This window comes from Pseudomonas sp. 67(2021), from assembly GCF_017491835.1.
GTDB classification, from domain to species: Bacteria; Pseudomonadota; Gammaproteobacteria; order Pseudomonadales; family Pseudomonadaceae; genus Aquipseudomonas; species Aquipseudomonas atacamensis.
Genome location: NZ_JAFGYL010000011.1, coordinates 141,969 through 168,391, shown reverse-complemented (window position 1 = coordinate 168,391; position 26,423 = coordinate 141,969). Strand labels below are relative to the sequence as shown.

At 59.3% G+C, this 26,423-nt stretch carries 28 protein-coding genes; 5 read left to right on the top strand and 23 right to left on the bottom strand.

Going from position 1 to position 26,423, the window contains the following annotated elements:
- Nucleotides 1-83 precede the first annotated feature (83 nt).
- From J5M66_RS15745 to J5M66_RS15675, 14 genes are all read right to left on the bottom strand, one after another.
- Complete coding sequence (locus J5M66_RS15745; RefSeq protein ID WP_207807997.1) at nt 84-689, bottom strand: hypothetical protein; 606 nt, start codon at nt 687-689, stop codon at nt 84-86.
- Nucleotides 690-996: 307 nt separating this feature from the next.
- On the bottom strand, nt 997-1,359 hold the full coding sequence (locus J5M66_RS15740) for a hypothetical protein (protein ID WP_207807998.1): 363 nt from the start codon (nt 1,357-1,359) through the stop codon (nt 997-999).
- A complete protein-coding gene (locus J5M66_RS15735; RefSeq protein ID WP_207807999.1) occupies nt 1,356-3,149 on the bottom strand; it encodes a DUF927 domain-containing protein in 1,794 nt (597 codons plus the stop codon). Before J5M66_RS15735 ends, J5M66_RS15740 begins: the two co-directional genes overlap by 4 nt.
- Entirely contained in the window at nt 3,136-4,017 is an 882-nt protein-coding gene (locus J5M66_RS15730) for a toprim domain-containing protein (RefSeq protein ID WP_207808000.1), read from the bottom strand. Before J5M66_RS15730 ends, J5M66_RS15735 begins: the two co-directional genes overlap by 14 nt.
- Nucleotides 4,014-4,241 carry a hypothetical protein gene (locus tag J5M66_RS15725; RefSeq protein ID WP_207808001.1) on the bottom strand — a complete coding sequence of 76 codons (228 nt, stop codon included), beginning with the start codon at nt 4,239-4,241 and terminating at the stop codon, nt 4,014-4,016. Before J5M66_RS15725 ends, J5M66_RS15730 begins: the two co-directional genes overlap by 4 nt.
- Nucleotides 4,234-4,521, bottom strand: a complete 288-nt coding sequence (locus J5M66_RS15720) for a hypothetical protein (protein ID WP_207808002.1) — start codon at nt 4,519-4,521, stop codon at nt 4,234-4,236. The genes J5M66_RS15725 and J5M66_RS15720 overlap by 8 nt, the downstream gene beginning before the upstream one ends.
- A 3-nt stretch (nt 4,522-4,524) precedes the next feature.
- Nucleotides 4,525-4,857, bottom strand: a complete 333-nt coding sequence (locus tag J5M66_RS15715) for a hypothetical protein (RefSeq protein WP_207808003.1) — start codon at nt 4,855-4,857, stop codon at nt 4,525-4,527.
- Nucleotides 4,854-5,099 (bottom strand): hypothetical protein, encoded by a 246-nt coding sequence (locus tag J5M66_RS15710; protein WP_192559522.1) that lies wholly within the window; start codon nt 5,097-5,099, stop codon nt 4,854-4,856. The genes J5M66_RS15715 and J5M66_RS15710 overlap by 4 nt, the downstream gene beginning before the upstream one ends.
- Nucleotides 5,100-5,571: 472 nt before the next feature.
- Nucleotides 5,572-6,090 carry a Rha family transcriptional regulator gene (locus J5M66_RS15700; protein WP_207808005.1) on the bottom strand — a complete coding sequence of 173 codons (519 nt, stop codon included), beginning with the start codon at nt 6,088-6,090 and terminating at the stop codon, nt 5,572-5,574.
- Nucleotides 6,087-6,386, bottom strand: coding sequence for a helix-turn-helix domain-containing protein (locus J5M66_RS15695; protein ID WP_243432909.1), 300 nt, complete (start codon nt 6,384-6,386; stop codon nt 6,087-6,089). The genes J5M66_RS15700 and J5M66_RS15695 overlap by 4 nt, the downstream gene beginning before the upstream one ends.
- Nucleotide 6,387: 1 nt before the next feature.
- Complete coding sequence (locus J5M66_RS15690) at nt 6,388-6,555, bottom strand: hypothetical protein (protein ID WP_207808006.1); 168 nt, start codon at nt 6,553-6,555, stop codon at nt 6,388-6,390.
- A 1,313-nt stretch (nt 6,556-7,868) separates the two neighbouring features.
- Nucleotides 7,869-9,293 carry a tyrosine-type recombinase/integrase gene (locus J5M66_RS15685; RefSeq protein ID WP_207808007.1) on the bottom strand — a complete coding sequence of 475 codons (1,425 nt, stop codon included), beginning with the start codon at nt 9,291-9,293 and terminating at the stop codon, nt 7,869-7,871.
- A 317-nt stretch (nt 9,294-9,610) separates the two neighbouring features.
- Complete coding sequence (locus J5M66_RS15680) at nt 9,611-10,291, bottom strand: RES family NAD+ phosphorylase (protein WP_207808008.1); 681 nt, start codon at nt 10,289-10,291, stop codon at nt 9,611-9,613.
- Nucleotides 10,288-10,695, bottom strand: a complete 408-nt coding sequence (locus J5M66_RS15675) for an MbcA/ParS/Xre antitoxin family protein (protein WP_123444060.1) — start codon at nt 10,693-10,695, stop codon at nt 10,288-10,290. The genes J5M66_RS15680 and J5M66_RS15675 overlap by 4 nt, the downstream gene beginning before the upstream one ends.
- A gap of 312 nt (nt 10,696-11,007) precedes the next feature.
- Between J5M66_RS15675 and J5M66_RS15670 the strand changes: the two genes are divergently transcribed.
- The gene (locus tag J5M66_RS15670) at nt 11,008-11,934 is read left to right on the top strand and encodes a LysR family transcriptional regulator (protein WP_016772151.1); all 927 of its coding nucleotides are present in this window, start codon (nt 11,008-11,010) and stop codon (nt 11,932-11,934) included.
- Here J5M66_RS15670 and J5M66_RS15665 read toward each other — a convergent pair.
- From J5M66_RS15665 to J5M66_RS15625, 9 genes are all read right to left on the bottom strand, one after another.
- Complete coding sequence (locus tag J5M66_RS15665; RefSeq protein ID WP_041477503.1) at nt 11,851-12,168, bottom strand: AzlD domain-containing protein; 318 nt, start codon at nt 12,166-12,168, stop codon at nt 11,851-11,853. The genes J5M66_RS15670 and J5M66_RS15665 overlap by 84 nt on opposite strands.
- Nucleotides 12,147-12,863: an AzlC family ABC transporter permease gene (locus J5M66_RS15660; protein WP_207808009.1), complete on the bottom strand. Its 717-nt coding sequence runs from the start codon at nt 12,861-12,863 to the stop codon at nt 12,147-12,149. The genes J5M66_RS15665 and J5M66_RS15660 overlap by 22 nt, the downstream gene beginning before the upstream one ends.
- The gene (locus tag J5M66_RS15655) at nt 12,860-13,237 is read right to left on the bottom strand and encodes a GNAT family N-acetyltransferase (protein WP_003220700.1); all 378 of its coding nucleotides are present in this window, start codon (nt 13,235-13,237) and stop codon (nt 12,860-12,862) included. The genes J5M66_RS15660 and J5M66_RS15655 overlap by 4 nt, the downstream gene beginning before the upstream one ends.
- Before the next feature lie 79 nt (nt 13,238-13,316).
- On the bottom strand, nt 13,317-14,063 hold the full coding sequence (locus J5M66_RS15650) for a 2OG-Fe dioxygenase family protein (RefSeq protein ID WP_016772154.1): 747 nt from the start codon (nt 14,061-14,063) through the stop codon (nt 13,317-13,319).
- A gap of 231 nt (nt 14,064-14,294) precedes the next feature.
- On the bottom strand, nt 14,295-15,581 hold the full coding sequence (locus J5M66_RS15645; protein ID WP_207808010.1) for an OprD family porin: 1,287 nt from the start codon (nt 15,579-15,581) through the stop codon (nt 14,295-14,297).
- A 460-nt stretch (nt 15,582-16,041) separates the two neighbouring features.
- The gene (locus J5M66_RS15640; RefSeq protein ID WP_207808011.1) at nt 16,042-16,254 is read right to left on the bottom strand and encodes a hypothetical protein; all 213 of its coding nucleotides are present in this window, start codon (nt 16,252-16,254) and stop codon (nt 16,042-16,044) included.
- A gap of 245 nt (nt 16,255-16,499) precedes the next feature.
- Nucleotides 16,500-17,606 (bottom strand): agmatine deiminase, encoded by a 1,107-nt coding sequence (aguA, locus tag J5M66_RS15635; RefSeq protein ID WP_207808012.1) that lies wholly within the window; start codon nt 17,604-17,606, stop codon nt 16,500-16,502.
- The gene (gene aguB, locus J5M66_RS15630) at nt 17,606-18,484 is read right to left on the bottom strand and encodes an N-carbamoylputrescine amidase (RefSeq protein ID WP_016772158.1); all 879 of its coding nucleotides are present in this window, start codon (nt 18,482-18,484) and stop codon (nt 17,606-17,608) included. The genes aguA and aguB overlap by 1 nt, the downstream gene beginning before the upstream one ends.
- Nucleotides 18,485-18,789: 305 nt before the next feature.
- The gene (locus J5M66_RS15625; protein WP_207808013.1) at nt 18,790-21,702 is read right to left on the bottom strand and encodes an aminotransferase; all 2,913 of its coding nucleotides are present in this window, start codon (nt 21,700-21,702) and stop codon (nt 18,790-18,792) included.
- Nucleotides 21,703-21,863: 161 nt separating this feature from the next.
- Between J5M66_RS15625 and rfbC the strand changes: the two genes are divergently transcribed.
- From rfbC to J5M66_RS15605, 4 genes are all read left to right on the top strand, one after another.
- The gene (gene rfbC, locus J5M66_RS15620) at nt 21,864-22,409 is read left to right on the top strand and encodes a dTDP-4-dehydrorhamnose 3,5-epimerase (protein WP_016772161.1); all 546 of its coding nucleotides are present in this window, start codon (nt 21,864-21,866) and stop codon (nt 22,407-22,409) included.
- A gap of 184 nt (nt 22,410-22,593) precedes the next feature.
- A complete protein-coding gene (locus tag J5M66_RS15615; RefSeq protein ID WP_207808014.1) occupies nt 22,594-24,402 on the top strand; it encodes an ATP-binding protein in 1,809 nt (602 codons plus the stop codon).
- Nucleotides 24,399-25,781 (top strand): sigma-54 dependent transcriptional regulator, encoded by a 1,383-nt coding sequence (locus J5M66_RS15610; protein ID WP_207808016.1) that lies wholly within the window; start codon nt 24,399-24,401, stop codon nt 25,779-25,781. The genes J5M66_RS15615 and J5M66_RS15610 overlap by 4 nt, the downstream gene beginning before the upstream one ends.
- Entirely contained in the window at nt 25,778-26,233 is a 456-nt protein-coding gene (locus J5M66_RS15605) for a YiiD C-terminal domain-containing protein (RefSeq protein ID WP_207808017.1), read from the top strand. The genes J5M66_RS15610 and J5M66_RS15605 overlap by 4 nt, the downstream gene beginning before the upstream one ends.
- Nucleotides 26,234-26,423 lie beyond the last annotated feature (190 nt).

The window sequence follows — 26,423 nt, the reverse complement described above, 5'->3', positions numbered from 1 at the left end:
CATTGATGGGCCGATGCCTGCTGTGTTGCTCGGTGTCGCGACACGTTTTGGTGATTCGCAAAACGTGTCGCGCAATGGGATGCCTACTTGCCGACGATGCTCAGGTTGGGCGGGAGTTTCGGGCCGAACGGAGCGCCAGGCGCGAACGGGTCGGGCAGCAGGTGCTCCGGGCATTCCCTAATGAAATTCATGGTTGCGAGGCGGCAGGCGTTGAACAGCGGTGCGTCGATCCATTCCTGGCCGCGGCGGGCGGCGCTGTCCTCGAGTGCGTAGGCAAACACCAAGTCAGCCAGGCTGGCCAAGCCTTCCCTGCGCGCCGTCTCACGCTCCACGTTGTTGATTGCGAGCAGATCGCACAGACGATCAAACCCCAGGCTGTTGGCCAGTCCCTCGGTGTCCAGTACCAACGACCGCCCGAAACCGGCGAGCACCGTGCGAAGGTCTTCAGACTCCACACGGCGGTGGTCGGTGGCCTGCCGTTCGAGTTCGGCGATGGTGCCAGCGGTAAATGGTAGATATTGGCGAAGTTTGCCGGCCTTGCGGCGTATGGCCCTGCGCTCGTCGCGGATGTAATCAAGCCGTTCACCGAAGACGCGGCAGATACGCCGGGTGGTGATCAAACTAGTGCTCATGCTGGCGCTAGGCTTCCTGGCGATGTCGACCAGGGAAATGACGAGGCTTGTGCTCATTGGGCTTTCTCCATGGGCGTTGAGTCGTAAGCGGCGCGCAGATCAGCGCCAGCCGAGCAGTGGCGGCCAGTGGGCGCGTAGCAGGAACGGCAAACCATGATGTGGTTGAGGTACTGGTCGCGGGCCTGTCGCCACTCAGGTGTGGCAGTGGCGGCGTTGGCATGGGGGCCAGTAACGAACTGGGCAGGGCGCTCAATACGGTTCGCCAGCACTAGGTGGGGGCGAGGTTGAGGACGACTCCACACTTTTGCGGAGTCAGCGCCAGCAATGGCCGGCGGCATGTGATCGAGCAGGAAGGACAGGAGGCTCATAAGGCCCCCTCGCCCTGATTGCTTCTAATCCAATGTTCCTGTGATTTCAAAAACACCGGCAACAGCGGCAACAATGGCAACAGCCCTTTGAACCGTGGGCTCCAGGTGTTGCCGATGCTTCCAAATTGTTGCCACCGGATTTTTACCGGCAACAGTGATAACCAAACTGAGGGGGCGAACCGGCCTCTTGTGTTGAAAATGAGATGTGTGTTGCCAGTTGTTGCCACTTTTTTTATAGGGTGGCAACGGCTGCAAGCCGCGTCCCACAAGGCCGTTGCCGGCGTTGCCACTGTTGCCAGTGATTCTAGGTTCCTGTGAACTTGGGCAATTCGGGTAGGTGACGTTTTGGTGCCGTTCATGCGCCACCCCCTTCGCGGTCCATTGCCTCAGGATCGACCACGTACAGGCGCGCCTGGCCACCGCCTGGGAGCCGGTAGTTTTTGGTTTTGCGTTCGTTGTCGCGGCGGGCGAGGACGTTCGCGCCCTCCAGCGCTTTGATGATGCGAGACAGGCCGAAGCCGTGGGCGGCCTCGATCAGTGCCGGCTTGTTGAACAGGTACAGGCGGTTATTGCCCGTCAGCTCCCAATAGCCGGCGCGATTGAATACCTTGGTGTCAGGCGCCACGTCATCGACATCGGAAAAGCGGCTACTGCCATGGCGATCGATGAAGTCGAGAATGCCGGCGAGGATCTGGCGGTCTTCTGCATTACCGCTACCCACCCGACTAAGCCATTCGCCATAGAGCAAACGGCAGTCGGCAAGAGCAGTACCCGGCTTCCATGGGAGCAGCCCGTAGGCGATGGCCATCTCACCCGCCAAGGCAATAACGGCGAACCGATCGGCCACGCGTCCCGCTTGGGCGTTGTCCTCCACAAAGCTGGCTCGCACTCCGGCGAAGTCTTCCAGCAGTCCGGTACGGTCGTCACTGGCGAGCAGCTTCTCGACGAACGCTGGCCCGAGGTGGCCATGGTGGGCGCCGACGGCCACGGTGAGCTGGCGGTGAAAGTCCGCACCCTCAAGCCCGTGCAATTCGTCAAAGGCACGATGCGTGCGGGTGCCGGCGTTAACGTCGACCATGCGCAACTCAGCGCCGGCGTGGGCGGCATTGCCGGATATGGCCGCGTGCTCAGAGAGTGAGCGCTCACCGCTGGAAAGGGTCAGCAGACGCCAGCTCAATTTGGCACGGCCTTCACGCTCACGGGTCATGGTGCCTTTGCCTTGGCCGTTGGCGAGGGAGTAGGCCATTTCCTGTACCCGTTTCGGGTCGGCGCGCTTGATCTCGTCCAGCGGCAGGATGGTGTCGTTACGGCTCGACGCCTCGATCTCAAGGCCGCCCTTGGTCATGTCCCAACTGGCGGCGAACACGCCCGGGTCACCCCACACCGACGAGCCAATCAACTGCGCCAAGGACTTGCCGCTCGAGCTGTCGCCCACCAGGTGAACGCCCCCACCCAGCACGCCGACCAGACTCAGCAGCGGGCCGGCCAACGAGCAGCCGATCGCCAGTGTCAGCACCGGGTTGCCGGCACACTTCGCGGCTACCTCTGTTTGCCATAGAGCCAGCTCACCGCGGCGGCTGAAAAGAACCTGCGCCTTGTTGCTGGCCTGGTATCGCACTTTGTCGCTGCCGATTGTCCTCCCGGGCAGCACGAACGCGCCCGATTCATGCCAACCCGGCCGGCTAGTGGTGGCGAACACTTCTGCAGGATGCTGGTCGAGCAGGTACTCCATAAACGTGCCGCGCTTCTTGAGGGCAATAATGACGCCCATCCCGAACAAGGCGCGCCGGGCGTCCTCGCCGCTGCCGCCGAACACCTCCATGGCGATGATCCACTCCTTGATGCCGCCCTCGGTGACCAGACGCAGCAATCGACCTTCGCTGCCATCGTCGCTGTTTGTGGTGCGAGCGATGACTGTGACGGGGCTGGATATCCACTCATCGGTGATAGGCCGGTCGCCGGTATCGCTCTCGGCGTCGTCCTGGTCAGCGGCAGCGCGCTTGAAGCTATGCCAGTAAACGCCTGGGCGAAGCTTGCGGCCCTTCTCGTTGATCACCCAATGCTCATACACCGCCCAGCAGGGGCGATCTGGCGCAATGGTCGCGGCGTCCGGCCGAAGGTTGATCACGTTGGTGTCAGGCTTGGACATGGGCGAGCTTCCAGTTGGCGAGGTCGTTGAAGTCGGTGAGGTCATCGGGGGCGCCTTCCGGCCACTCAGGAAAAGCCACTTGACCACCCACGGCTGCCGCCGCTGCGTTTGCCGCTGCGCGCCCCGGGTTGCCATCGGTGAGTCGGTCGTCGTCGCCGGCGATTACGATTGGGTGGTTCGGGTAGCGAGCACGAAGGGCCGTCGCCGCCGGGAGCAAGTTACCCGCGTTCATAGCCGCAGCAACGCCATAGCCGACGTGCTGGTGGAGGCTGGCGGCCGTCGCCCACCCTTCGCAGATGCAAAGCACAGAATCTGGCTCGATGATGCCCAGCGGCGAATAGGTGCCCTTGATCCGGCCGCCGAACAGGAAGCGCTTTTCGCCGTCCGGAGCAATTCGTTGCAGGTTGACCAACTGACCGTCCTGATACAGCGGAACGAGTAGTTCAGCCCCACGCTGGCGCAAGCCGTAGGAGCGAACGCCCTTCGCCACCAGATACGAATGGTCTGGTGATGCGCGGCGCGCGTTGCGCCACCAGTGATTGGCCTTTGCCGCCGCTCGCTCATGGCGCTGGCGCTGGTCGGCCTCTCGCTGGCGCCTGGCCAGCTCAACACGTTCGCGGATCTGGGCCGCTTCGCGAGCGTCCACCGGTTCGCGACTACACCAGGTGCTGGCGCTGCCCGCCTTCCAACTGCCGAATGCTCCGGACGCGATGCCATCCAGATACAGCACGTACCAGCCGTTGAGGGAGCCGGGCTTATCTTCCGGTACACGGAACCGGTGGATAGTGCCGTCGGCTACAGGAAGCCAGTCGAGCTGGCCATAGACAGCCTGAAGCGCATCACGGAAAAGAATCGCGGCGTCAGTCATGCGGCCCCCTTCGGCGGGGTAAACCGCTTGGCCAAGTTCTCCAGTTTCTGAGTCAGTCGCTCGAGCTCTTCGCAGTGGCGGCCTTTGTCGCCTTCCGAGATTCGCAGTTCCAGAAAGCCGACCAGCGTTTCCACCAGCAGCACATAGCTGGCGCTGTCGATATGAGCGCCAGCAGCGGGAGGGCCACCACTTCCTTTGCGCTTGATTGGCGTCACGTCACCCATGGCTGACCTCCCGGCGATCAACACCAGCAAACGCCCGGCAAACGTGACCGTTGTTCACACCGTGCCAGTGGGTGATGTCGTCGATAGAGTCAACAAGACATGCAGTCACCTGCGCATCAGCACTACGCATAACTACGCGCCCGCACTCAGCGTCGGCCTTGGTCAAGAACGGTCCCAGCAGCGCCTTTGGCAACTTTGGGTGTGTGACGTAAAACAGTTCGGTGGCTTTCTTCAGGCAAGCCGATCCCGTCGACGCTGATGCGCCGTTTCGAATTTTCATGTTTTAAATCTCTTCGATGTCTTTGGGTTCGAACCGTGCTGCGCCGCCGCGAATCACGCGCAAACCAAGCACCGCAGCACGTGCCACGCGATCTATAAATCCGATTTCAAGGTTGGTGGTGCGCCCGCCCATTCCGGCAATGGCAAATTGAATAGCGTTGAACGCTTCGGTTTCATCGTGGGCGGCTAGCTCGAATACTTCGCCTTCGAAGAACTCGATACCCTTCTGCCAGTCAGCCGCTACGCCGGGATTGTTCCGAGGCCAGTTGATCAGTCGCCCTTCAGGATCGCGCTTCGTGAAGCTCAGGTGCTCCCGTGATCGGATAGAGGCGCTCATTTGGCCACCTCCGCGGCATCCAGCGCCTTCTGCATCTGTTCGACTTCGCTGTCGACATAGTTCGCCCAGTCGTACCCGAGGAAGCTGCCAAGGCTGGCCAGCTCTTCGATATCGTGCGACTTGCCGTGCTTCAGGTCCTTTGTGATCGCGTTGAACAACACCCGCATATTGCTGATGCGTTCGTGTGTGGCGCGCAGCAGCTCAAGGGCTTCGTCGGCGAGGCGAGCGATTGGCTGGCTCATTGCACGCCCCCTGAGGTTTCCAATCTGCGGACGATGGTCATGTGAGCGTTGTAGCGAGCGAGTCGAACGGAGAGGGACGAGTTTGCGCGGAGAGCACTCAGGGCCATACGGCGGTGAGCAAGGGCGCGAATTGCGGACGGAATGAGGGCCGGCATCTGTAAAGCTCCTTCTGCTAACGAGGAGCTGCCACGATCCTTCCTACGGGATTGGGTGGCAGCTGTGCGCGGGGTAGGAATACCGGGGCAAAAGGAGCCCGGCCAGGCCGAAGCCTGCCCGCACACAGCCGCCATAACACGGAACTGCAAGCGAAAAAAAACGCCTGCAGAAGTGATCTGGGCGCTGTTGCGCCTTTTGCTTCTCGGGTTCCTACGCCCGGTCGCTGAATTTGCAGCGACAGACAAACCATACCTACGGGTGCGACTGCTGGCAAGAAAAGTTATCGACTGTTCATCCCCAATAATGAGCAAGGCGTTCATGGGCGCAAGTCCTCCACGTCAATCGGCAGCTTCAGCTGTTCTCTCAAGTGGGCGACGTGGGCGTATACGCCTGGTTTGTCATAGCGCCAGTGCGCCAGCCGGCGACCACTGACGCTGGCTTCGTTCCTGCGTGCTATGAGCGTCTGAGAGGCGTGCCCATATCGGGCTTCGCGAAAAGCCACGATGAGGCTCGCTTTCAGTTCCACGACGCGGCCCGTATTGCGGGACAGTGACAGCAGGAAGAATGCTTGATCCTCATTGAGCAGGGCGAACCTAACATCTCCACCGCCATGCTGGCCCACCGGTCTTGCCTCCGTTTGAAACGCCAGCAAGCCGAACTCTTTGAACTTAATCAGGTAGCGCTCGATCAGCGCGATGGAGTTCTTGTGTTTGTTGTCCAACTGCTCGGCCAGCACGCGGCTGTCGACGCGAGGTTCACCCTGATACGCAGCGAGGATAATGCGGGGATTTCCCGTACTACCCTCTCCCGTCGTTTTGAAGATCTTCGCCGTCATGACGCCACCTTCTGCACCGGGCCAGAGCTCAGGTAATAGGTTGCAACCTTCTGGTGATCGCGACCGTGGTCATCTTTCAGCGTACTCAGGTGGGTAACGATGCCATGCCCCTGCGCACGCAACTCAGCAATGCGCGCTCCCGGTCGCAGAATGTTCAATAGCGCGATGGCTTGGAAGGTATTGATCGAGCCATGCTGGCTCAGATACGCCAAGAGGCGCATGCGCTGGGCGCTACCACTGGTGTCGTTATTGGTTTGCGCTGAGCAACTCATCTCGGAAGGAAGGATCTTTTCCATGTCAGGCCACCCCATCGTCAGCGTTAACTTCGGCAACGACGAATTGAGAGCGGCAAACGAGAAAACGATTGGGCACCAATGCGTTTAAGGGTACAGAAAGGGATACAGCCGCTTTTTCCAGGCAAAGCGAACCTGTCCCCGCGCCAGCGCAGAGTTGATTGGTCATCATGGGTTAAGCCTCCTGACTGAGCAGAAAGGATTCCACAGACTCGGGTTCCCAACGGACGGAGCGGCCGAAGCGGATGGGTGCTGGAAAGCCGGGAGTTTTGGACCAGCGCCACCAGGTAGCGCGGCTGACTTGATACTTGGCGCAGAGCTGCGCGGCGGTAGCGCGTGTGCCGGGGATGGGCAGGTTTGGTACATCGGTAATGCGGGTGGCGGTTTGTGCCATTTGCGGTAACTCCAATCATTGCTGGAATACCGAGGAGATCGAGTCGTACTGAGCCCACCAGATCCTGCAACAGAATCAGAGTGCGCGCCGTCGGAAAATACGCCACTGGCTAATACACCAGTATTGCGTATTACCATTATCGGTAATACAGTCCGCCCGTGTACGAATAGGCACATGTGCCTATTCGTACATCCAGAAGCCGTCTCAAATGCTTCTCCCCCTCGGGGTTGTGTGCTGGCCTAGCTGGTATGCAGAGGACGCTCCAACGTCCTTTCCCGAATGAGCCCCTGGTCTTCGACCACCAGGGGCTTTTCTTTGTCTGCAATTCCAGCTGTCAGCGATCCCAACAGCAAACGTCAACCAGTTGTTTCATATGGTCAAAGCACGTTGCTGGGTTATGCAGCAGATTCTAAAGCGCACTGAATAAAAAAACCAAGAAGATTATTTACGATCTCCTGTACGCAATAGTTATCCCCGGACATTTTCAGAGCCTTACTTACTGTCCCAGACGGTCTCACCTGTACCCACACATACCCACACACACCTTGGAACCCCCAGTTCCAACCCACCAACCGTTCGTCGGAATTCAGCAAAACGCCCTAGGGCCGCGGGTTTCAGAGGGACTAAGGGGGGACTGATGAGGCCCTCCTTAGTCCCTAGCACGAATCATGCGCCTTTCGTAGCTGAGAATTTTTATACATGGTTTCGCTAATGTTTAACCAGCCGCGACACGTTTTGAGAATTACGAAAACGTGTCGCGACCTTGATAGATGGTGACACTGAAGTGCGCGGCGTGGACTTCCACTCAAAGTGGAAACTTACACTTAAAGTGTACTTAGCTCTGTTATGAACAGTTTCCCTGTTTATTTGCGCTTATTTGCTGTTATTCCCACTTATACGCAGTTTCTGCGCCTTTTAAGCCAGAGTTGTGGAACGGAAAATCGCTGCACCCCGCGTATTCTGGGGAATGGGCGGAGGACTGACGGTGGTGTCCTATAGCTTCACAGGCGCGGATTCGGACGTTGAGCTGCCGCTTTTGACGATGGCTTAGGCTGCTGATCCTGCCTAAAAGGCTTTCAGCCGTCGAGCCATCAGGACATTGAGTTGGATTTCTTTTTCCGACGCGAGATCGAAAGGACAGTCCCAACGTCCTTGGATTCTCCTAACGCTTTAGCCAATGCTTGGTCGAATAGCTCGATAGCTCGACGCTTCTCTGGCAGCGCCGCTTCAGGATTGTTTCGGTAGTGCCGAGATACAACGCCTGTCTGGCCATGAGCCTGAAGGAGATCCGACAACCGATCGTCAACACCGTGCTTTTGCATAAGCTGTGTGCAGGTCCGGCGCAGGTCCCTTGGAGAGAATGCAGGGATCTTCACACCATCGATTAGGGAATGCTTGGAATCAAGCCAATCTGCTACGGCATGAGTAGGACTGCTAATTACGAAGGGCTGTTTACCATGTGTCGTCCAAGGCCATGGATGGTCACCATTAATTTCCCGCACTTGGCGCATGATGGTGATGGCACGGTCAGATAGCGGGACTAGGTGCGGCCGACTCATGGTCTGCCCCCCTCTTCCCTTGCGGTGAATCAATAGCACCGTGCCAGCATCCAGATCATAGTCTGCCCAGGTGGTTTCGATCAGATTCTTGATACGCTGGCCGCCAGTCGATATGACAAATTTAAATAGCAGCCCCATAACCGGACCGATACCGGCCGTGCTCTCAACCGTATCCCAGAATCGCTTCAGCTCAGCGTCTGATAATGCACGTTCGACAGGAGCCGAGACTTTATCGACCTTCACCATTGCTGCTGGGTTGATTTCGAGACTATAAATTTTTGCATTGGAGCGGCCGACCACGCTCTCCGCCGTGAGCCCATGATTGAATGCCGCAACCAAGAACGAACGCATACGATCCGCCTGCACTTTGGAGCCACGCTCCCAAATCGGATTGAGGATGTTGAGGATATGATCAGCCCTAATATCCCGAGCCTTCATCCTCATCATCTCCGGGTGAGGCTCCTGCATGTTGGTCTTGAGAAGACGCTCTAACTCCTTCACGACGCCTGGTGTTGCCTTGATCCGACGCGATTCAATGTAGTCTTGAAACAGATCGTGAAAACTTCCGCGGGACGCCTCAATTTCCGCCAGGCGTAGACGCTCCAGCCGGTCCGCTTCCTCTAATGCAGCTGCAGCTTCTCGACTAGCCGCGGCCGCGGCCTGCTGTTCAGATATGCTCTCCAAGTACTTCGCTATACCGCCCGCAACTGCGACCTCAACTGAAATGCGCATCGCCTGCGCGCGAATGCCATCCAAGCTTTGCTCGTCTGTACCCACACGCGGCTTCTTCGCCAGCGTCCCGAGAGGCAGACGCTTGTCGCTATCCGAGGTGCGTTCACGGTAGTAGGCCTGAATCGCTCCGGAAGCTTTACGCTCGAGCAACAAAGTCCCCTTTCCGCGAGAGCCGACCGGCTCCGACTGACGAGTCTTTACCGCATAGGCTTCCATCTCGGTCATTCGCGTACGCTTAGCCATTCTTTCCCCGTTTTCCCCATCCGTTCCCCGTTTCTCATGCAAAGGTACGCTAACATGTGAAACATAGAAAGATACCAAATTGGCTACAGACCACGTAAACACTAGACAGAGCAAAACTTGTGATATTCGATGAAGCGGTACGAAGCCTCAGAGCAAACGGCTTGTAATCAGTAGTTCCCGGGTTCGACTCCTGGTGCCGGCACCATACAAAATAAAGCCCCTGCAGAAATGCCGGGGCTTTGTTGTTTCTGTCGTTTGGAGCTCACAAGGCCCTCGCGGATGCGAGGGCTTTTTGCGTTTCATACCTGACTGATCTCGAGCACATACGAAATCCTCTGCTCGTTTGCGCTCCAAACATAGCGCAAATGCTTGCCCTGCTTCGGAATCGATACCGCAGGCGGACGGAACGCCGCAACGCATTCATGCCCGGGCAATCGCACGCTGTTATAGAGCAAGCCCCACGACTCGGCGTCGCGCAACTGTCGCGCAAATACCTGTGATGGCCCATAGGCTTCCGGATCGGGCTGATGCAAATATTCGAAACCTTGGCGAACGTCATGCAGCGGCTTGACCACCTGATTGACGTAAGTGCGCATGGTCAATTCGAGATCGGCTTCCTGGGTCGCGGCGAGGAAACGTTCCTGATGAAAACAGGTTTCAGCGATGGCCGCACTCTGGCTGCTGGCGGCGTAATAGACGCCGAAGGTGCCGTCACTGAAACGGCTGCGTTTGCCGACGTGAGTGAACGCGGCCATCACCGGGCTGGAACCGGGGCCGGACAGGCGATCTTCGGGACGTACGCGGGCAAGGACGCCGGCCTGTTCGACCAGCCGATCATTGGTCAGTGCTTCGATGGCGTAGGCAACTTCGAGGTCCTCGGCGTCGAGCACGTCTTCGAACAGTGCAATCGGCGGGAAGCTGCTGTTGACGATGCGATACGCCCGCGGCCATGGCACATCCACCGGCGCCGGCGCTTTCAACCGCGCACTCCGTCGAGGTAGCGGCGTACATCGGCGATATCGACCACCCGGCCTGCCAGCATGTAATCCAGCGCGGTTTTGCCGTTGAACGGTGCCGCCGTGTTGGGGCTGCTGACCCAATCGTAGGCGCGCTCGCGGCTATTGCTGAAGATGATGCTCAGCGCCTTGTGAATGCCCATCAGATAAGAGATGCGCTCGAGGGTGTCATGGGGCAAGCGTGTGTTTGGCAGGTGTTTGTATTTATAGAATGTGGTGTTGCCGACTCCACCGAGCAGGGTGCGTTGTTGCTCGGCATTGCAGCCCCAGTGCTCCATGAGGTTGAAGAAGAACTTCAGCGCAACGCGGCCGGCTTCGGGGGCGTCGAGTTGTTCGCGTGGGTTTAACGCAGTAGATGAAGTTGGCATTTGGCCGCCTCCAGAGAAATCATCATGCCTTGAGGTTAGTACATATCTGTACATTTACTCAAAATTAATACACTGATGAACAACCGTGCAGACTGAAAAATCCATACTGCTTGCACACATTTTTTGATCTCCATCACCCCCATCCGACCAAAAACCCCGATCCTCTGTCAGCCTCCAGCCATCGGCGGGGAAATCAATTCGCTACTAAATCCGCGACAACTATGCTCAGGTGCAGGAATATAGCCGGCATATGGCGCCGTTTCGGTCGTTTCGTAAACAACAATACCCAGCCCACTTCAGAGGGCATTACCCATGGATAGCAGAACCTTACGCAACCTCATGCGCATCGTGCAGACCGGCTCGTTGTCGGCTGCAGCCGAGCATTCGTGCCTGACCGTGCAGGCGTTGGCCGCACAGTTGAACAAGGTCGAAGAGCAGTTCGGTTTCCGCTTGTTTCGCCGTTCCAACAAAGGCCTGACGCTGACGCCGCAAGGCACGGAGCTCACGCCCTACATCGACAAAGTGTTGATCGCCACGCGACAGATGGAAGAAAAGGTCGAAGCGCTGAAGGTGCCAGGGCAGCGGACGTTGAAGGTGGCGTTGAACAACACCCTGTCGCCTGATTTCAACCGACGCATGATCGGACGCCTGATCGAGGTGTTTCCCGATTATCAGATGGAGTTCAGCTACGCCGAGTCGATGGAAAACCTCAGCAAGCTGAAGAACGAAGATTTCGACCTTGCCGTGCTGATCGGCCCGCAGCGGCCGGGGCTGCCGAGCATCGTCCTGCCGGATGTGCAGGTGCAGGTGGTCGGTGCGCATTGCGGTCAGGAAAACGATCCGCTGACCTTGCTGGGCAACAAGTTTCAGGTGCGTCCTGCGGAAGATTGTCCGTATTCCCACAGCTTTTTGCGTTTTCTCGACGCCGGGCTTGGCAACCACGAGAACGGCCAGCGCATGGTCTATTCCTGCAGCGAAACCCTGACGCTGTCGTTGATCACGCAGATGGATGCGGTCGGCATGGTCTCGCGTGAAGCGGCGCAGAAGAACGGACTGACGATTTTTCCCGGTTTCGAGGATTTCCTCGAAGTGCGCCTGGCGGTAAACAATCCGGAGCTGTCGCACCAGGCGCTGAACGACGTCGTTGATCTGCCCCTACATGAACGAGCCGAGCGCAATGTACGCAGCCGTCCCCACCGCCACACTGAGAAAGAGGTTTTTGCTGAAATACGCACATAGCAACGTCGGAATCGCAGCATAGAATTCCGGGCGATCGAGCTGGATCTGCCGGTCCTTGATCAACAAGGGCGTGAGGCTGATCGCAGCGACGATCGCCACCGGCAGATATTCCAGCGCCCGCGCCACGAAGGGCGGCCAGTGGTCGGTGTTGATCTGCAGCGGCAAGGCGCGCGGCAAGAAGGTCACCGCCATCATCAGCACCACCACCAGAATCAGGAACGTTTGGTCAGGCATACACCCACTCCGCAGCCCACAAACGTGGCGATAAATACGTTGAAGGGCGAACTGCCGATCAGGCTCAGCGCACCCATGCACACCACGGCAGCAGCGGCCGCAATCAATTTGTTACGCGTGTTGCACAGCGAGACCAGCACGTAGAGCATCATCGCCGTCAGCGCGTAATCGAGCTGATATTTGATCAAGTGCGCCGCGTACTGCGCGCAGACCGCACCGAGCAAACCGCCGAGCACCCACGAAGTGTGGCAGAACAGGTTGAAACCGATCAGGTAGCGCACGTTGACCGGCGCGCCTGTACCGAGCTTGACGCTGTGAAAGGCGAAGGATTCATCCGTCAGGCCACCGGCGTAAGCCCAACGCTCCATGCGACTCAAACCCAGCGCGCGCAGAGCCTTGGCCATGTACACCGACATCAGCATGTGCCGCGCATTGATCAGGAAAGTGGTCAGCACAATGGTGGTCAGCGATGCGCCGCTGGAGATCAGCGCCAGCGCGGCGAACTGCGAGGCGCCGGCATAGACAAACAAGCACATCGCCACCGGCAGCCACATCGGCAGGCCGGCGTTGACCGCCATCAGCCCGAAGACAAATGACACGGTGAAATACCCGGCGACCACCGGGCTGGCTTCGGCAAACGTGCGCGACGGCTGATGATTCGCCATCAGCGGCGCGCTGCCGGACCTTTCATTCATAGATCCCTCTCAAATGTTCGTTCGCCGTGAGGCTCGCAAAAACCCTGGGCGGTCCAGAATCGCTTGCCCGCGAGGTTAGCATCGTCGACGAACAGAAACATCCGCAGCACCCCGACCCGTTTCATGTCGGACGACGCTGCTTCGACCAAACGCTGGCCCACGCCCTGGCTGCGGTAACGCGGGCTCACGGCCAGATGGTTGATCGTGCCGCGACTGCCGAGCATGCCGCCGAGCACCGCGCCGACGATCTCGCCCTCGACATCGAAAGCCAGGTACGCCGTGGTGGTTTTCTGGATCAACACGCCGCGCAGGCATTTGGCGTCCTGCCATTCGCAGAACGACACTTCGTCGAACTGGCGGAAGAAGCGCTCCATGCGTTGTGCATCCTTGGCAGTTGCGCGGCGCAGTACCACTGGCGTCGAGCACTCGACGCCGTCGATTGGGGTGATCTGATTAGCGAACAATGTCGAAAGCGGTCCCGGGCCGCGAGAAGGAAATCGCCAGAATCTGCCGGTACGCCATGGCATGGGTGTGGGTGTTGCGCGCCGGGGTCACGTAATGGCGCATGTCGCGATCGAGGAAGTAGGTGGTATCGAGAATTTCCTCGTAGGTGGTCGCCGCCAGCTGTTGCTGATGAATGTCATACAAACGACTCTCAGCGCCCTCGACATTATTGCGCCCCCAGAAGTGCACGCCGCTGAACGGATAGCCGTCGCAATGAATGCCTTCAGGGGTGATTTCCAGCTGCTTGCCGGGTTTGATCTCAATGCGGATCTGATGGATCTGGCACTGCCAGATTTCATCGTGCAACTCTTCCGGAAGCACACTTTTGTACACTTCGAAATCAGTGTCGATCAGGCTGCGCATCACCGGCGAAGAGATCACTTCTTCGGAGAAGTCCTGAAAGTGTCGTACCACGCCACCGACGTAAGCGTTGTTCTCTTTCGATTGCACGTAAGCGCGGTGCTCAAGTTGCTTGAGCTCACGGGTTTTCGGGTTGTATTCAAAGTCGCTGTAACGACGGTAGCGCATGCCGGCTTCGGCCTGACCGTAGTAGCTGTCAGGCTCCATGTTTTCCCAACTTTTGGTCAGTCTGACGAAGTCGGCAAAATGACCGTAGAGATTGAAGTCACCACCCTGGACGTTGACAAACTTGTCGCGCCGTAGCGATTCGCCCACTTCTCTGTTCAAAACGATCATTACCAAATTCTCCGCTGCGTTGAACGCCCTAATCTATTGGGTGGAGAATTTGCGTCCATGAGAAAGAATTTCAGGCATTTGAAGCACTGCTTGAAGCGGAATCTGCAGCGCTTGAAAAACGACTTTTACATGACAAGAACACCGGTTATTTGCGGTTTGCGCTGAAAAAACGCCGAAAAAAAACCCCGAACGAATCGGGGTTTTCTCATTTTTCTTACAGCGGATCGATCATCAGAAGATGTTGATCGGATAGTCCACGAATACACGCAGTTCGTTACCGCTGACGTTGTACTCGCTGGATTTCTGCGACACGCGCAGGATCGAACTGCGCAACTTCACGCTCAGGTCTTTGGCCGGGCCACTTTGCACGACGTACTTGAACTGGTTGAAGATCTCGCGCTCGGTGCCGCCTTCGCTTGTAGACGTGGTGATGTTGTCGCCGCGCACGTAAGCGAAGTTGTAGCTCAGACCCGGAACGCCGAACGAACCAAAGTCCAGGCCGTAACCCAGCTGCCAGCTGCGCTCGTCTTCGGCGTTGAAGTCGGACCAGTAGGAGTTGGCCAGATAGATGGAGTTACCACCGTCGCCAACACGGCCCTGATCTTTCTGGTAGCCGCCATAGGCGTAGCCCAGGTTGCTGTCGCCAGTGGAACGCTGATGCGCCACGGTGAACGAGTGCGGGCCGGTGGCGAAAGTGGCTGCCAGGCTCCAGATTTTGTTGTCGTCGCCAGTTACACCGTTTTCGCGGACATAGGAGTTGTCCAGCTTGGTGCGATAGCCGTTGAAATCCAGGGTCAGGGACTGATCCTTGTTGAACGGGATCACGTAGTTGGCGTTCACGTACTGTTTCTTCAAGACGCCTTCAACGTCGGACGCATACAGCGCGCCTTTGAAGTGTTCGGTGAACTGATAGCTGCCGCCCAACACGTTGATCGACTTGAGACCGCCGCTGTCGCGGCCTTCATCGCTCTTGCGCGACTCGGCGGTGAAACGACCGGCATTCAATTCCAGGCCTTGGATTTCACGGGAAGTGATCAACGTACCGGTATAGCTTTCCGGCAGCAGACGCACGTTGTCGTAGCTCAGCACCGGCAGGGCCGGCATCTGGTCGCCGTAGGTCAACACGGTGTTGGAAACACGGAATTTGACCGCTGCGCCGCCCTTGGCGATGTCGTGGTTCGCACGACCGTCATTTTCCTGTTTGAAGAAGTCGATGCCGCCAGCGCCGCTACGGCCCTTGCCGCCGTCCAGGCGCAATGCGTACAGACCGAAAGCGTCCACGCCGACACCGACGGTGCCTTGAGTGAAGCCCGACGAGAACGTACCGATGGCCGCTTGGCCCCATTCGGCCTTGTCCTTGTTACCGTCTTTGTAATCACGATTGATGTAGGCGTTGCGCAGCAGCACTTTCAGGCTGCTGTCTTCAACGAAACCCTTGGATTCGGCCTGGTCGTTAGCCATGGCCTGTGTAGCACTCAACATCCCCAGTGCGATCAGACTGATTCGCTTGTTCAACATTTTGTTTTCCTTATTACGGGTTGAAACGCGCTGTGTCGAACGGCTGAAACGGCGCTTTCTGCACTCTTGTATTCACCCCGAAACAAAAAAGCCCGCCGACGTTAACGTCATGGCGGGCCTGCTCCTTATTTTGAGTCATGGCGGTTAGCCACAGGCGTTGGGCCGAATCGTAGCCGCGCCCTGAACTGTGTGTCAATTTCAAGAATCGTCTTTAAATAGGCGAAAAACGTCTAAGAAACGTAATTTTTTTGCTGGGCGGTTGCAGAAAAAACGGATTAAACAGGGAGTTTGAACTGTGGGAGCGAGCCTGCTCGCGAAGCGCTGGATCAGTCAACAAAGTCACTGGCAGTGCTGACGCCTTCGCGAGCAGGCTCGCTCCCACTTTTGAATACCTGTGGATAAAAATCAGGCAAAAAAAGCGCCGCCATCCCGGCAGCGCTTTTACCAATCCCTATTGTTCTTATCCTTCCATCACATCCCACAATGCTTCCAGCTCGGCCTCGCTGAACAGGCCAGCGGGGTAACGCTCGATCATCATCCGGCGCGGATCAGGTTGTCTGATCTGACGCGTTCCATTGGACTTCAACCAGTGCGCGACAAGCTGGAGCGATTCGCCGTTGACGGCCATGGGATGCAGAGTCCGCTCGCTGATTACGTTCACTTCGGCGTTCATTTCAGCGCTCTCTCCCCGTTCGTGAGCGGCTACGTTATCCAAGGTTTGTGACAGAACTGTTGAAGTTCCCCGCCCTCCCTAGTGCATCAGGAGCAATACAAGAGGTATGCCAAGGCGACCCGAATGTCGACCGGCGGATACAAACAAGCCCGCGGTCCTGACGGGCCGCGGGCTTGCTTTGATGCTGAGCGAGCTAATCATTGCCTGGCTGATTTGTGAATCAACTCAAGCTGTTACGACTCAACTCACTCTTTGTACGGCGCTGGCTGCTGTTGGGTAAGGCAGTGAATATTGCCGCCACCCAGTAACAGTTCACGGCCCGGCACCATCACGACTTCGTGCTGCGGAAACAGCTTCTGCAGGATTTCCCTGGCCGGGGCATCCATCGGGTCGTCGAAGCTCGGCGCGATGATACCGCCGTTGACGATCAGGAAGTTCACGTAGGAACCAGCCAGACGCACGGAAGGATTGCGCTCCTGCGAACCGTCCACCGCATCGACGCCGGCACACTCTTCTTCGGTCGCGTACAGCGGCCCCGGAATCGGCATTTTGTGCACCGTGAACGGGCGGCCCTTGGCGTCGGTGCTGCTTTGCAGCACTTTCATTGCGGCCTGGCAGCGCGGGTAGTTCGGATCCTGCGGATCATCGGTCCACGCCAGCAGCACTTCGCCCGGACGCACGTAGCAGCAGAAGTTATCCACATGGCCGTCGGTTTCATCGTTGAACAAGCCATCCGGCAACCAGATGATCTTGTCCACAGACAGATTGTCGCTGAGTACGGCTTCGATTTCTCCGCGGCTCAGGTGCGGGTTGCGATTGCGGTTGAGCAGGCATTCTTCGGTGGTGATCAGCGTGCCTTCGCCGTCGACATGAATCGAACCGCCTTCGAGCACGAAACCTTCGGTGCGGTAACGCGGGCTGCGCTCGATCTCGAGGATCTTGCCGCCGACCTGCGAATCACGGTTCCACGGTGCATACAGGCCACCATCGAAACCGCCCCAGGCGTTGAAATCCCAGTTCACACCGCGCACTTCACCATGGTTATTGATAACAAAGGTCGGGCCGCTGTCACGAACCCAGGCGTCGTCGCTGGACATTTCCACCACGCGGATATTCGGCACATCGAGGCGCGCGCGGGCGTTTTCGTATTGGCCGGCGGAGACGGCAACGGTGACCGGCTCGAAACGGGCGATGGCCTTGGCCACCGTGGCGTGCGCGGCCTGCGCCGGTTTGCCGCCCAGACGCCAGTTGTCCGGGCGCTCGGGCCAGATCATCCAGGTCTGGGTTTGTGGCGCCCACTCGGCCGGCATGTAGAAGCCATCGGCGCGTGGGGTACTTTTCAATGTGGTCATCAGGACTCCAGGGAACCGTCGAGGGTTTTCAACGCGCCGTACAGATTCGGCCGGCGGTCGCGGAATGAACCCCACGCGCTGCGAATATGTTCCAGCTCGTCGAGGTTGAACGTGTGCACAAGAATACCTTCTTCGGTTTTATTCAGCTCCTGCACTTTTTCGCCGAACTGATTGGCGATGAACGACGAGCCGTAGAAGGTGATGTCGTAGCCGTCCTGCTCTTCATTGCCGATGCGGTTGCTGGCAATCAGCGGCATCAGGTTGGCGCCGGCATGGCCCTGCTGCACCCGCTGCCAGTGATCGCGTGAAGAGATGGTCTTGTCGTGCGGCTCGCTGCCGATCGCGGTTGGATAAAAGAGAATTTCCGCGCCTTGCAGGGCCATGCTGCGCGCCGCTTCCGGGAACCACTGGTCCCAGCAGATGCCAACGCCGATTTTCGCGTAACGGGTGTTCCATACCTTGAAGCCGGTGTCGCCCGGGTTGAAGTAATACTTTTCGTGATAGCCCGGGCCGTCGGGGATGTGGCTCTTGCGATAAATCCCGAGGTTGCTGCCGTCGGCGTCGATGATCGCGATGCTGTTGAAGCGTGCACGCCCTGCCAGTTCGTAGAAGCTGATCGGCAGCACCACTTGCAGCTCTTTGGCGATTTTCCGGAAATGCTTGATGGCCACGTTTTCTTCAACCGTCGTTGCCAGTTGCAGGTAATCCGGATTGGGCTTCTGGCAAAAGTACGGCGCCTCGAACAGTTCCTGGATGAGGATGATCTGCGCGCCTTTAGCGGCGGCTTCGCGGACCAGTCTTTCAGCGGTTTCGAGGTTGGCTTCCAGGTCCCACGAACAGGCCATCTGCGTGGCGGCGACGGTAACGATACGGCTCATGAATCATCTCCGGGCTAGTGCTTTGACGGTCGAAGAATTCGACCGAAAAGAAAACGCGCGCACCGGACAAAAGATCGCCATGCCGGAGCAACGGCGACTTTATAACCGATAAATATCGGCTTTAAAAGCTGTAAAGAAGGAATATCTCTGTTTGAACGCCAATTAAATCGATACAAATCGGACTTCAGACCGAAAACAAATGTGGGAGCGAGCCCGCTCGCGAATGCGCTGTATCAGTCACCGCATGTGGCGACTGATACGCAGCTTTCGCGAGCAGGCTCGCTCCCACAGGGGATGTGCCTTGCTTACAGTCCTTCGCTCAACACCCGATCCAGCATATCGACAAAGAAATCCACGCTTTGGCGCGACGTCACCATCGGTGGCTTGATCTTGAGAATGTTCAAATCGTCGCCGGTCGGCTGCATGAAGATCCCCAGCTCACGCAAGCGATCACACAGGAACGCAGTTTCGGCGGTCGCCGGCTCCAGCGTCTGCCGATTGCGGATCAGTTCCAGCCCGAGATAAAACCCGGAGCCGTGCACCGCGCCGACCAGCGGATGTTTATCGATCAACGCTTCCAGGCGCGCCTTGAAGTGGCCACCGACGACCTGAGCGTTTTCCCAGAGCTTTTCTTCCTCCATCACATCGAGCACCGCCATGCCGATCTGGCAACTGACCGGACTGCCGCCCGCCGACGAGAAGAAATAGCCTTCGGCCTCCAGCGCCTCGGCGATTTCCCGGCGAGTGATCACCGCGCCAAGTGGCTGACCGTTACCCATGCCCTTGGCCATGGTGATGATGTCCGGCACCACGCCCTGCTCTTCGAAGCCCCAGAAAAAATGGCCCATGCGCCCGTAACCGACCTGCACTTCGTCCGCGATGCACACCCCGCCCTGCGCGCGGACCTTTTCATACACCTGCGGCAAATAGCCCGGCGGTAAAGAAATACCCCCGGCATTGCCGTAGACCGGCTCGCAGATGAAACCGGCCAGTTGCCGCTTTTGCTCGGCCAGTTTTTGCAGATGATGCTCGACGCTGCGCACGTAATCCGGCGCCGAATCGGCGCCACGGAATTCGCCGCGATAAGTGTTCGGCGCTGGCACTGGGTGCACCCAGTCCGGGCGACTTTCCAGGGCCTTCGGGTTGTCGGCAATCGACGTCGATACCGCATCGGCGCCGATCGTCCAGCCGTGATACGCCTCGAGCACGCTGATCATGTCGCGCCCGCCGCTGTAGGCCCAGGCCAGGCGAATCGCCAGGTCATTGGCCTCGCTGCCGCTGTTGACCAGGAACACGCGATCCATGCCCTCCGGCGCCAGCTTGAGCAAGCGTTCGGAAAATTCGGCGACCGCCGCGTAGTTGAAACGTGAATTGGTATTGAGCAAAGACCACTGCCGCGCCGCGACCGCCGCCATCCGAGGGTGACCGTGGCCGAGCACGGCGACGTTATTGAGCATGTCCAGATACGAGCGGCCCTGCATATCAATCAGGTGATTGCGCCAGCCGCGTTCAATGCGCGGCGGGTCAACGTAATAGTGTTTTTGCGTGCGGGCAAAACTGGCATCGCGGCGTTCGAGCAGGGTTTTCGCGTCCAGCTCAGGCTCGGCGTCGCAGGCCAGCCCGAGCAGCATCGCCGGTGACGGGCACAACGCCTGCCACGCCGATGCACGGGACGGCGTGCAGAACAGCGGCGCGTCGAGTTCTGCTTCTCGGCACAACTGCACAATCAGCGGCCCAGTGACTTCACCGAGTTTCTGGCCTCTATCCACTGCCACCCCATGTTCAAGAACAGGCGTCACGCCCCACAGGCGAACGCTGAACTGTGGGCCATCGAGTTGCAGCGCACCGTTTGCCGCTTGCTTCAGAATGCCGGCGAACGGTGCTTGCACTTCGGTTCCGGTCGGCACACGCAATTCGACATGCAACGGGAACGTATCCGGTTCAGTCGCACTGTCCGGGCGGGTGCGTGACAAGCGGTACTGGCCATAACGCGTCGCCGCCAGCCCATGGACCGCTGCGGCTTCTGTCAGCAAGCGCTGATCAATGCCCGGCTGCTCCCAATTACCCGCCTCGAAGTGCGGGCTCAACACGCCCAGATCGATCAGGGCGAATTCGCGCCCGACCAATCCGGGCAGCAATGGCGCAAATTCCGGTTTTTCGACCTTCGGCACGGTCTGGCCCACGGCGGTGAGAATTGCCGCTTCCATCAGCGCCTGTGGCACCGAGGTCGCGACGCGAAAGATTTCCCACTCGTGACCGAGATTGTCGCGGCTATACGTATTGGTGGGGTCGATGCTCACCTGCTGCTCGCCACTGAGCACCAGCACCGCCGCCCGCGCCACGATCAATGGCCACAGCGCTTGCAGCTCAGCGTACTGCAACGGATTGACCGCGTGATAAGCCTGGACCGCCGGCAGGATGACAAACGGATCGCCATCGGCGTGATGCAGCAAAGCCGCACAGGTCACCGACAGATCGGTGATACGCCAGGTGCGCACCAGATCACCGAAGTCGATCACACCCTGCAACTGCCAATGCCGCTGGGCATCACGCGCCCAGACGACGTTGTCATCGGTGATATCCATGTGAATCGCCTGCACCGGCAGTTTGTCCAGCAACGATTGCAAACGGCGCTCGGCCTGCTCGGCGGCAGCGCTGATCACCGCACCCTGCTGCGCGTCGGTGATCACCGGCAACAGATGACTGATCAAAGCGTTGGCGTGACGCGCGTCCCACTGCAAGGTGCGTTCAAGGCCCGGGTGATCGAAGCCTGCCAGGGCCAGATCCATCTCGCCACAGAGTCGGCCAAATCCGGCGACCACGTCTTTGCCAAGATGATCGAAATCGGTCAATGGTTGGCCGTCGATGTACTCCAGCAAGCGCACATGCACCGTTTCGCCATTGGCTTGCAACGACAACAGATCGGCACCGTTATTGGCTGCGATGACGCGCGGCACCTTGATCGCCGAATGCTCGGCCAAGTATTTGAGCCCGGCGTGCTGGGCTTGCAACTCCACAAGAGCGTAGTCGCCACGACAGACTTTCAGCACGAAGCGTCCACGCTCGCTGTCGACGCGATAATTCAGATCCTGCTGGCTGCCCAGCGCCAGCAACGTGCCGCTGAACCCGTAATATTCGGCCAGCCATTGCAGCGCCTGCGCCTCTGAAACCTGCGGACCGGGCAAACTGGCGCGATGAATCAACGTGGCGAGCGGCATGAAACGACCCCTGAAATTTTATTAGGCGCTTATATCGCCATTGCCTTGGCGGTTACGCAACCCCCGGCTTCAATGAACGCTCCAATTCAAACCCAACACTCGCGCCCCGCAGCGCTTTGCGCAAGAATGTCGCCCATTCAAACCTGTCTATGGAAATCCTCATGAATGTCATCACCACCGATCTGCCCGGTGTTCTGATCATCGAACCCAAGGTGTTCGGCGACGAGCGTGGTTTTTTCTACGAGAGTTTCAATGCCAAGGCGTTTCAGGACGCTACCGGTCTGGAAACGCAGTTTGTGCAGGACAACCATTCGCGCTCGCAAAAAGGCGTGCTGCGTGGTCTGCATTACCAGTTGCAGAACACCCAGGGCAAACTGGTTCGCGTGACCGCGGGTGAAGTGCTCGATGTGGCGGTGGACATCCGTCGCAGCTCGCCGCATTTCGGCAAATCGGTGGCGGTGCGCCTGTCGGCGGAAAACCATCGTCAGCTATGGGTACCGGAAGGTTTCGCTCACGGTTTCGTGGTGCTGAGCGAGTTCGCCGAATTCCTCTACAAGACCACCAACTATTACGACCCGTCTTCCGAGCGCAGCATTCGCTGGGACGACCCGGCGCTGGGCATCGACTGGCAACTGGACGAAGCGCCGAAGCTGTCGGCCAAGGACCAGGCGGCTGCGCTGCTCAAGGACGCTGACGTCTTCGCCTGAGGCCAGGTCTGTACAAAAACTCGCCGAGCGGTGATCAGGCAAGGCAAAAACAGGCGAGGAAGCGGAGTCTAGGTCCCTAAATGAGCATTCCGAGCCTGTTTTTAACGCAGCATGATCGACGCACAGGCAGTTTTCGTACAGAGCAAAGGCATAATGCGCCTGTCACCTCAGGCGTATCCGGCACATGAAACCACCGCTTCCCCGCAGACCCCGCTGGCGCAGCCTCGCACTGTTGGCCATATGCCTGGCGCCGCTGCTGTGGCCGCTGGAACACCTCGCCGAGCGCTATTACCGCAGCGAACTCGCCGGGCAGAATCGCCAGACCCTCGATCTGTACGTCGCCAACCTGCTCGGCACCCTGCATCGCTATGAAGTGTTGCCGCAGATTCTCGGCGATCTGCCGGCCCTGCGCGCGGTGCTCGGTGCGCCGGACGACGGCGTTACCCAAGGCAACGCCAATCGCCTGCTGAAAAACATCGCCGCGCAGACCGGCGCTGAAGTGATGTACCTGATGGACACGTCCGGCCAGACGCTGGCGGCGTCGAACTGGGACAAACGCGACAGCTTCGTCGGCCGCAACTTCGCCTTCCGCCCGTATTTCAGCGAAGCCATGGCCGGCCGCCTCGGACGCTTCTTCGGCCTCGGCACCACTTCGGCCAAACGCGGCTACTTCTTCGCCGCTGCTGTGCGCAACGGCGAAAAAATCATCGGCGTACTGGTGATCAAGGTCGACCTCGATCACACCGAAAGCCTGTGGGGAAAAACCCCGGAACAACTGCTGGTGACCGACCACAACGGCGTGGTCATCCTGACGTCGCGCCCGGAATGGCGTTTCCGTTCCACTCGCGAGTTGAGCGATGCCGAGCGCGCCGCGATCACTGCGATCCAGCCCTACCCGACCCGCGAACCCCGACCGCTTAACCTGAGCGCCGACGCCTGGCTGACGCAGACCCACGACATCGCCGAAACCGGCTGGAGCGTCAGCATCCTCGCCCCGCGCACGCTGATCGATCGTCCGGTGCGCACGGTGGTCGCGATCGGCGGCGCCACGCTGTTGGTGGTGATGCTGCTGGTGGGTTTGATGATGCAACGTCGCCGGCATTATCTGGAGCGCATCGCGTTCGAGGCCAAGGCGCGCCGCGAACTGGAAGGCCGGGTGGCCGAACGTACCAGCGATCTGGAGGGCCTCAACCGGCGTTTGAAACAGGAAGTGCTCGAGCGTGAGCAGGCCCAGCAGGAGCTGGTGCGCGCCCAGGACGATCTGGTCCAGGCCGGCAAACTGTCGGCGCTGGGGACCATGTCGGCGAGCATCAGTCACGAACTCAATCAGCCGCTGGCGGCGATTCGCAGCTATGCGGAAAACGCCGAAGTGCTGCTCGATCATCAGCGCACCGAGGACGCCCGGGGCAACCTCAAGCTGATCAGCGAACTGACCGGGCGCATGGCCTCGATCATCGCCCACCTGCGCGCCTTCGCCCGCCGCGATCGCCACGCACCGGAAAGCGTCGCCCTGCAACCGGCGCTGGACGATGCGCTGGCATTGCTGGCCAAACGTCGGCGCAGCATGGAAGTCGAACTGATCCGCGATCTGCCAGCCGCGACGCTTTGGGTCGAGGCCGGCGAAACCCGCTTGCGCCAAGTGCTGGGCAATCTGCTGGCCAATGCTCTCGATGCCCTGACCGAAAAAGGCCCGCCGCGCAAATTGTCGCTGAGTGCCGAAGCCACCGCCGACGGCGTCAATCTGTACATTCGCGACAACGGCCCCGGGTTCTGCATGGAAGCTCTTGGCCGCGCCAGCGAGCCCTTTTACACCACCAAGACCCGCACCCAGGGTCTGGGTCTGGGACTGGCCATTTGTGAAACGCTGATGCGCGCCTTTGGTGGCGAGCTGTCGTTCGCCAACCACAAGCAAGGCGGCGCCCTGATCACCCTGCGCCTGCGCGCCGGTGCGCCCGGAGTCAGCCTGCAACCGTCCGAGGATCGAAGTGCATGACCATCGACAATCGCATCCAGGTAGTGTTGATCGACGACGATCCGCACTTGCGCCAGGCCCTCGGCCAGACGCTGGACCTGGCCGGCCTGAAAATCCTGCCGCTGTCCGAAGCCAAGGGCCTGGCCGCGCAACTCGAGCGTGACTGGCCGGGGGTGGTGGTCAGCGACATCCGCATGCCGGGCATGGACGGCCTCGAACTGTTGAGCGAGTTGCATGCACAGGATCCGGAGCTGCCGGTGCTGCTGATCACCGGCCATGGCGACGTACCGCTGGCGGTGCAGGCGATGCGCGCCGGTGCTTACGATTTTCTGGAAAAACCCTTTGCCAGCGATGCGCTGCTCGACAGCGTCCGTCGCGCCCTCGCGCTACGGCGGCTGGTGCTGGACAACCGCAGCCTGCGTCTGGCCTTGAGCGACCGCAACGAATTGAGCGCGCGACTGGTCGGCCATTCGACACCAATGCTGCGTCTGCGTGAGCAGATCGGTGCGGTGGCGACGACCAAGGCTGACGTGCTGATCCTCGGCGAAACCGGTGCCGGCAAAGAGGTGGTGGCCCGCGCGCTGCACGACTTGTCGAGCCGCCGCAACGGCCCGTTCGTGGCGATCAATGCCGGCGCCCTGGCGGAATCGGTGGTGGAAAGCGAGCTGTTCGGTCACGAACCCGGCGCTTTCACCGGCGCGCAGAAACGCCGCATCGGCAAATTCGAATTCGCCAACGGCGGCACGCTGTTCCTCGACGAAATCGAAAGCATGAGCATGGACGTGCAAGTGAAACTGCTGCGCATGCTGCAGGAGCGAGTCGTCGAGCGCCTGGGCGGCAATCAGTTGATCCCGCTGGACATCCGCGTCATCGCCGCGACCAAGGAAGATCTGCGCCAAGCGGCGGATCAGGGTCGCTTCCGCGCCGACTTGTATTACCGCCTCAACGTCGCGCCGCTGCGCATCCCGCCGCTGCGCGAAAGGGGCGAAGACGCACTGGTGCTGTTTCAGCACTACGCCGATGAAGCCAGCGCCCGCCACGGCTTGCCCCCCCACGAACTGCAACCGGCACACCGCGCCCTGCTGCTGCGCCACACCTGGCCGGGCAATGTGCGTGAACTGCAAAATGCCGCCGAACGCTTCGCCCTCGGGCTTGAACTGGCACTGGACAACAGCGCTGATGGCAGCGGTGGCACGCCGGTAGAAGTGGTCAGTGGCGGCCTCAGCGAGCAAGTGGAAAACTTCGAGAAATCGCTGATCGCCGCCGAGCTGGCGCGCTCGCACAGCTCGGTGCGCAGCCTCGCCGAAGCTCTGGGTATTCCGCGCAAGACCCTGCATGACAAGCTGCGCAAACACGGTCTGAATTTCGGCGACAGCAGCCACGGGGAAGACCACGAATGAGCAGCGCAAGCGAATACCTGCAAACGGTGCTGCATCACGACATTCCGCTGACTGCCGAGATGGGTCTTGAGGTGCTTGAGTGGCGTGAGCAGCAATTGAGCCTGCACCTGCCGCTTGCGCCCAACGTCAATCACAAGAGCACCATGTTTGGCGGCAGCCTCTACTGCGGCGCGGTGCTGGCCGGCTGGGGCTGGTTGCATCTGCGTTTGCAGGAAGAAGGGATTACCGACGGACACATCGTCATTCAGGAAGGACAGATCAGTTATCCGCTGCCGGTGACCGGGGACGCCGTGGCGATCTGCCCGGCACCGGATGCCGCGGTGTGGAAGCGCTTTGTGGCGATGTATCGGCGATACGGACGGGCGCGGTTGACGCTGGATACGCGGATCCTGAATGCGGGAAGCGAGGACGAGGCGGTGAGATTTACCGGGCAGTACGTTTTGCACCGTTGAAGATCAACAGCCCCTCACCCTAGCCCTCTCCCGAGGGAGAGGGAACCGATACGGGGATGCTACAGATTTACGTCGACCTGAAACTGTTTCGCCGAATCCACAATCGACTCGATTCTCCGGGTCGATGCATAGCGCCAGACAACTCGGTCGGCTCCCTCTCCTGGGGGAGAGGGCTGGGGTGAGGGGAATT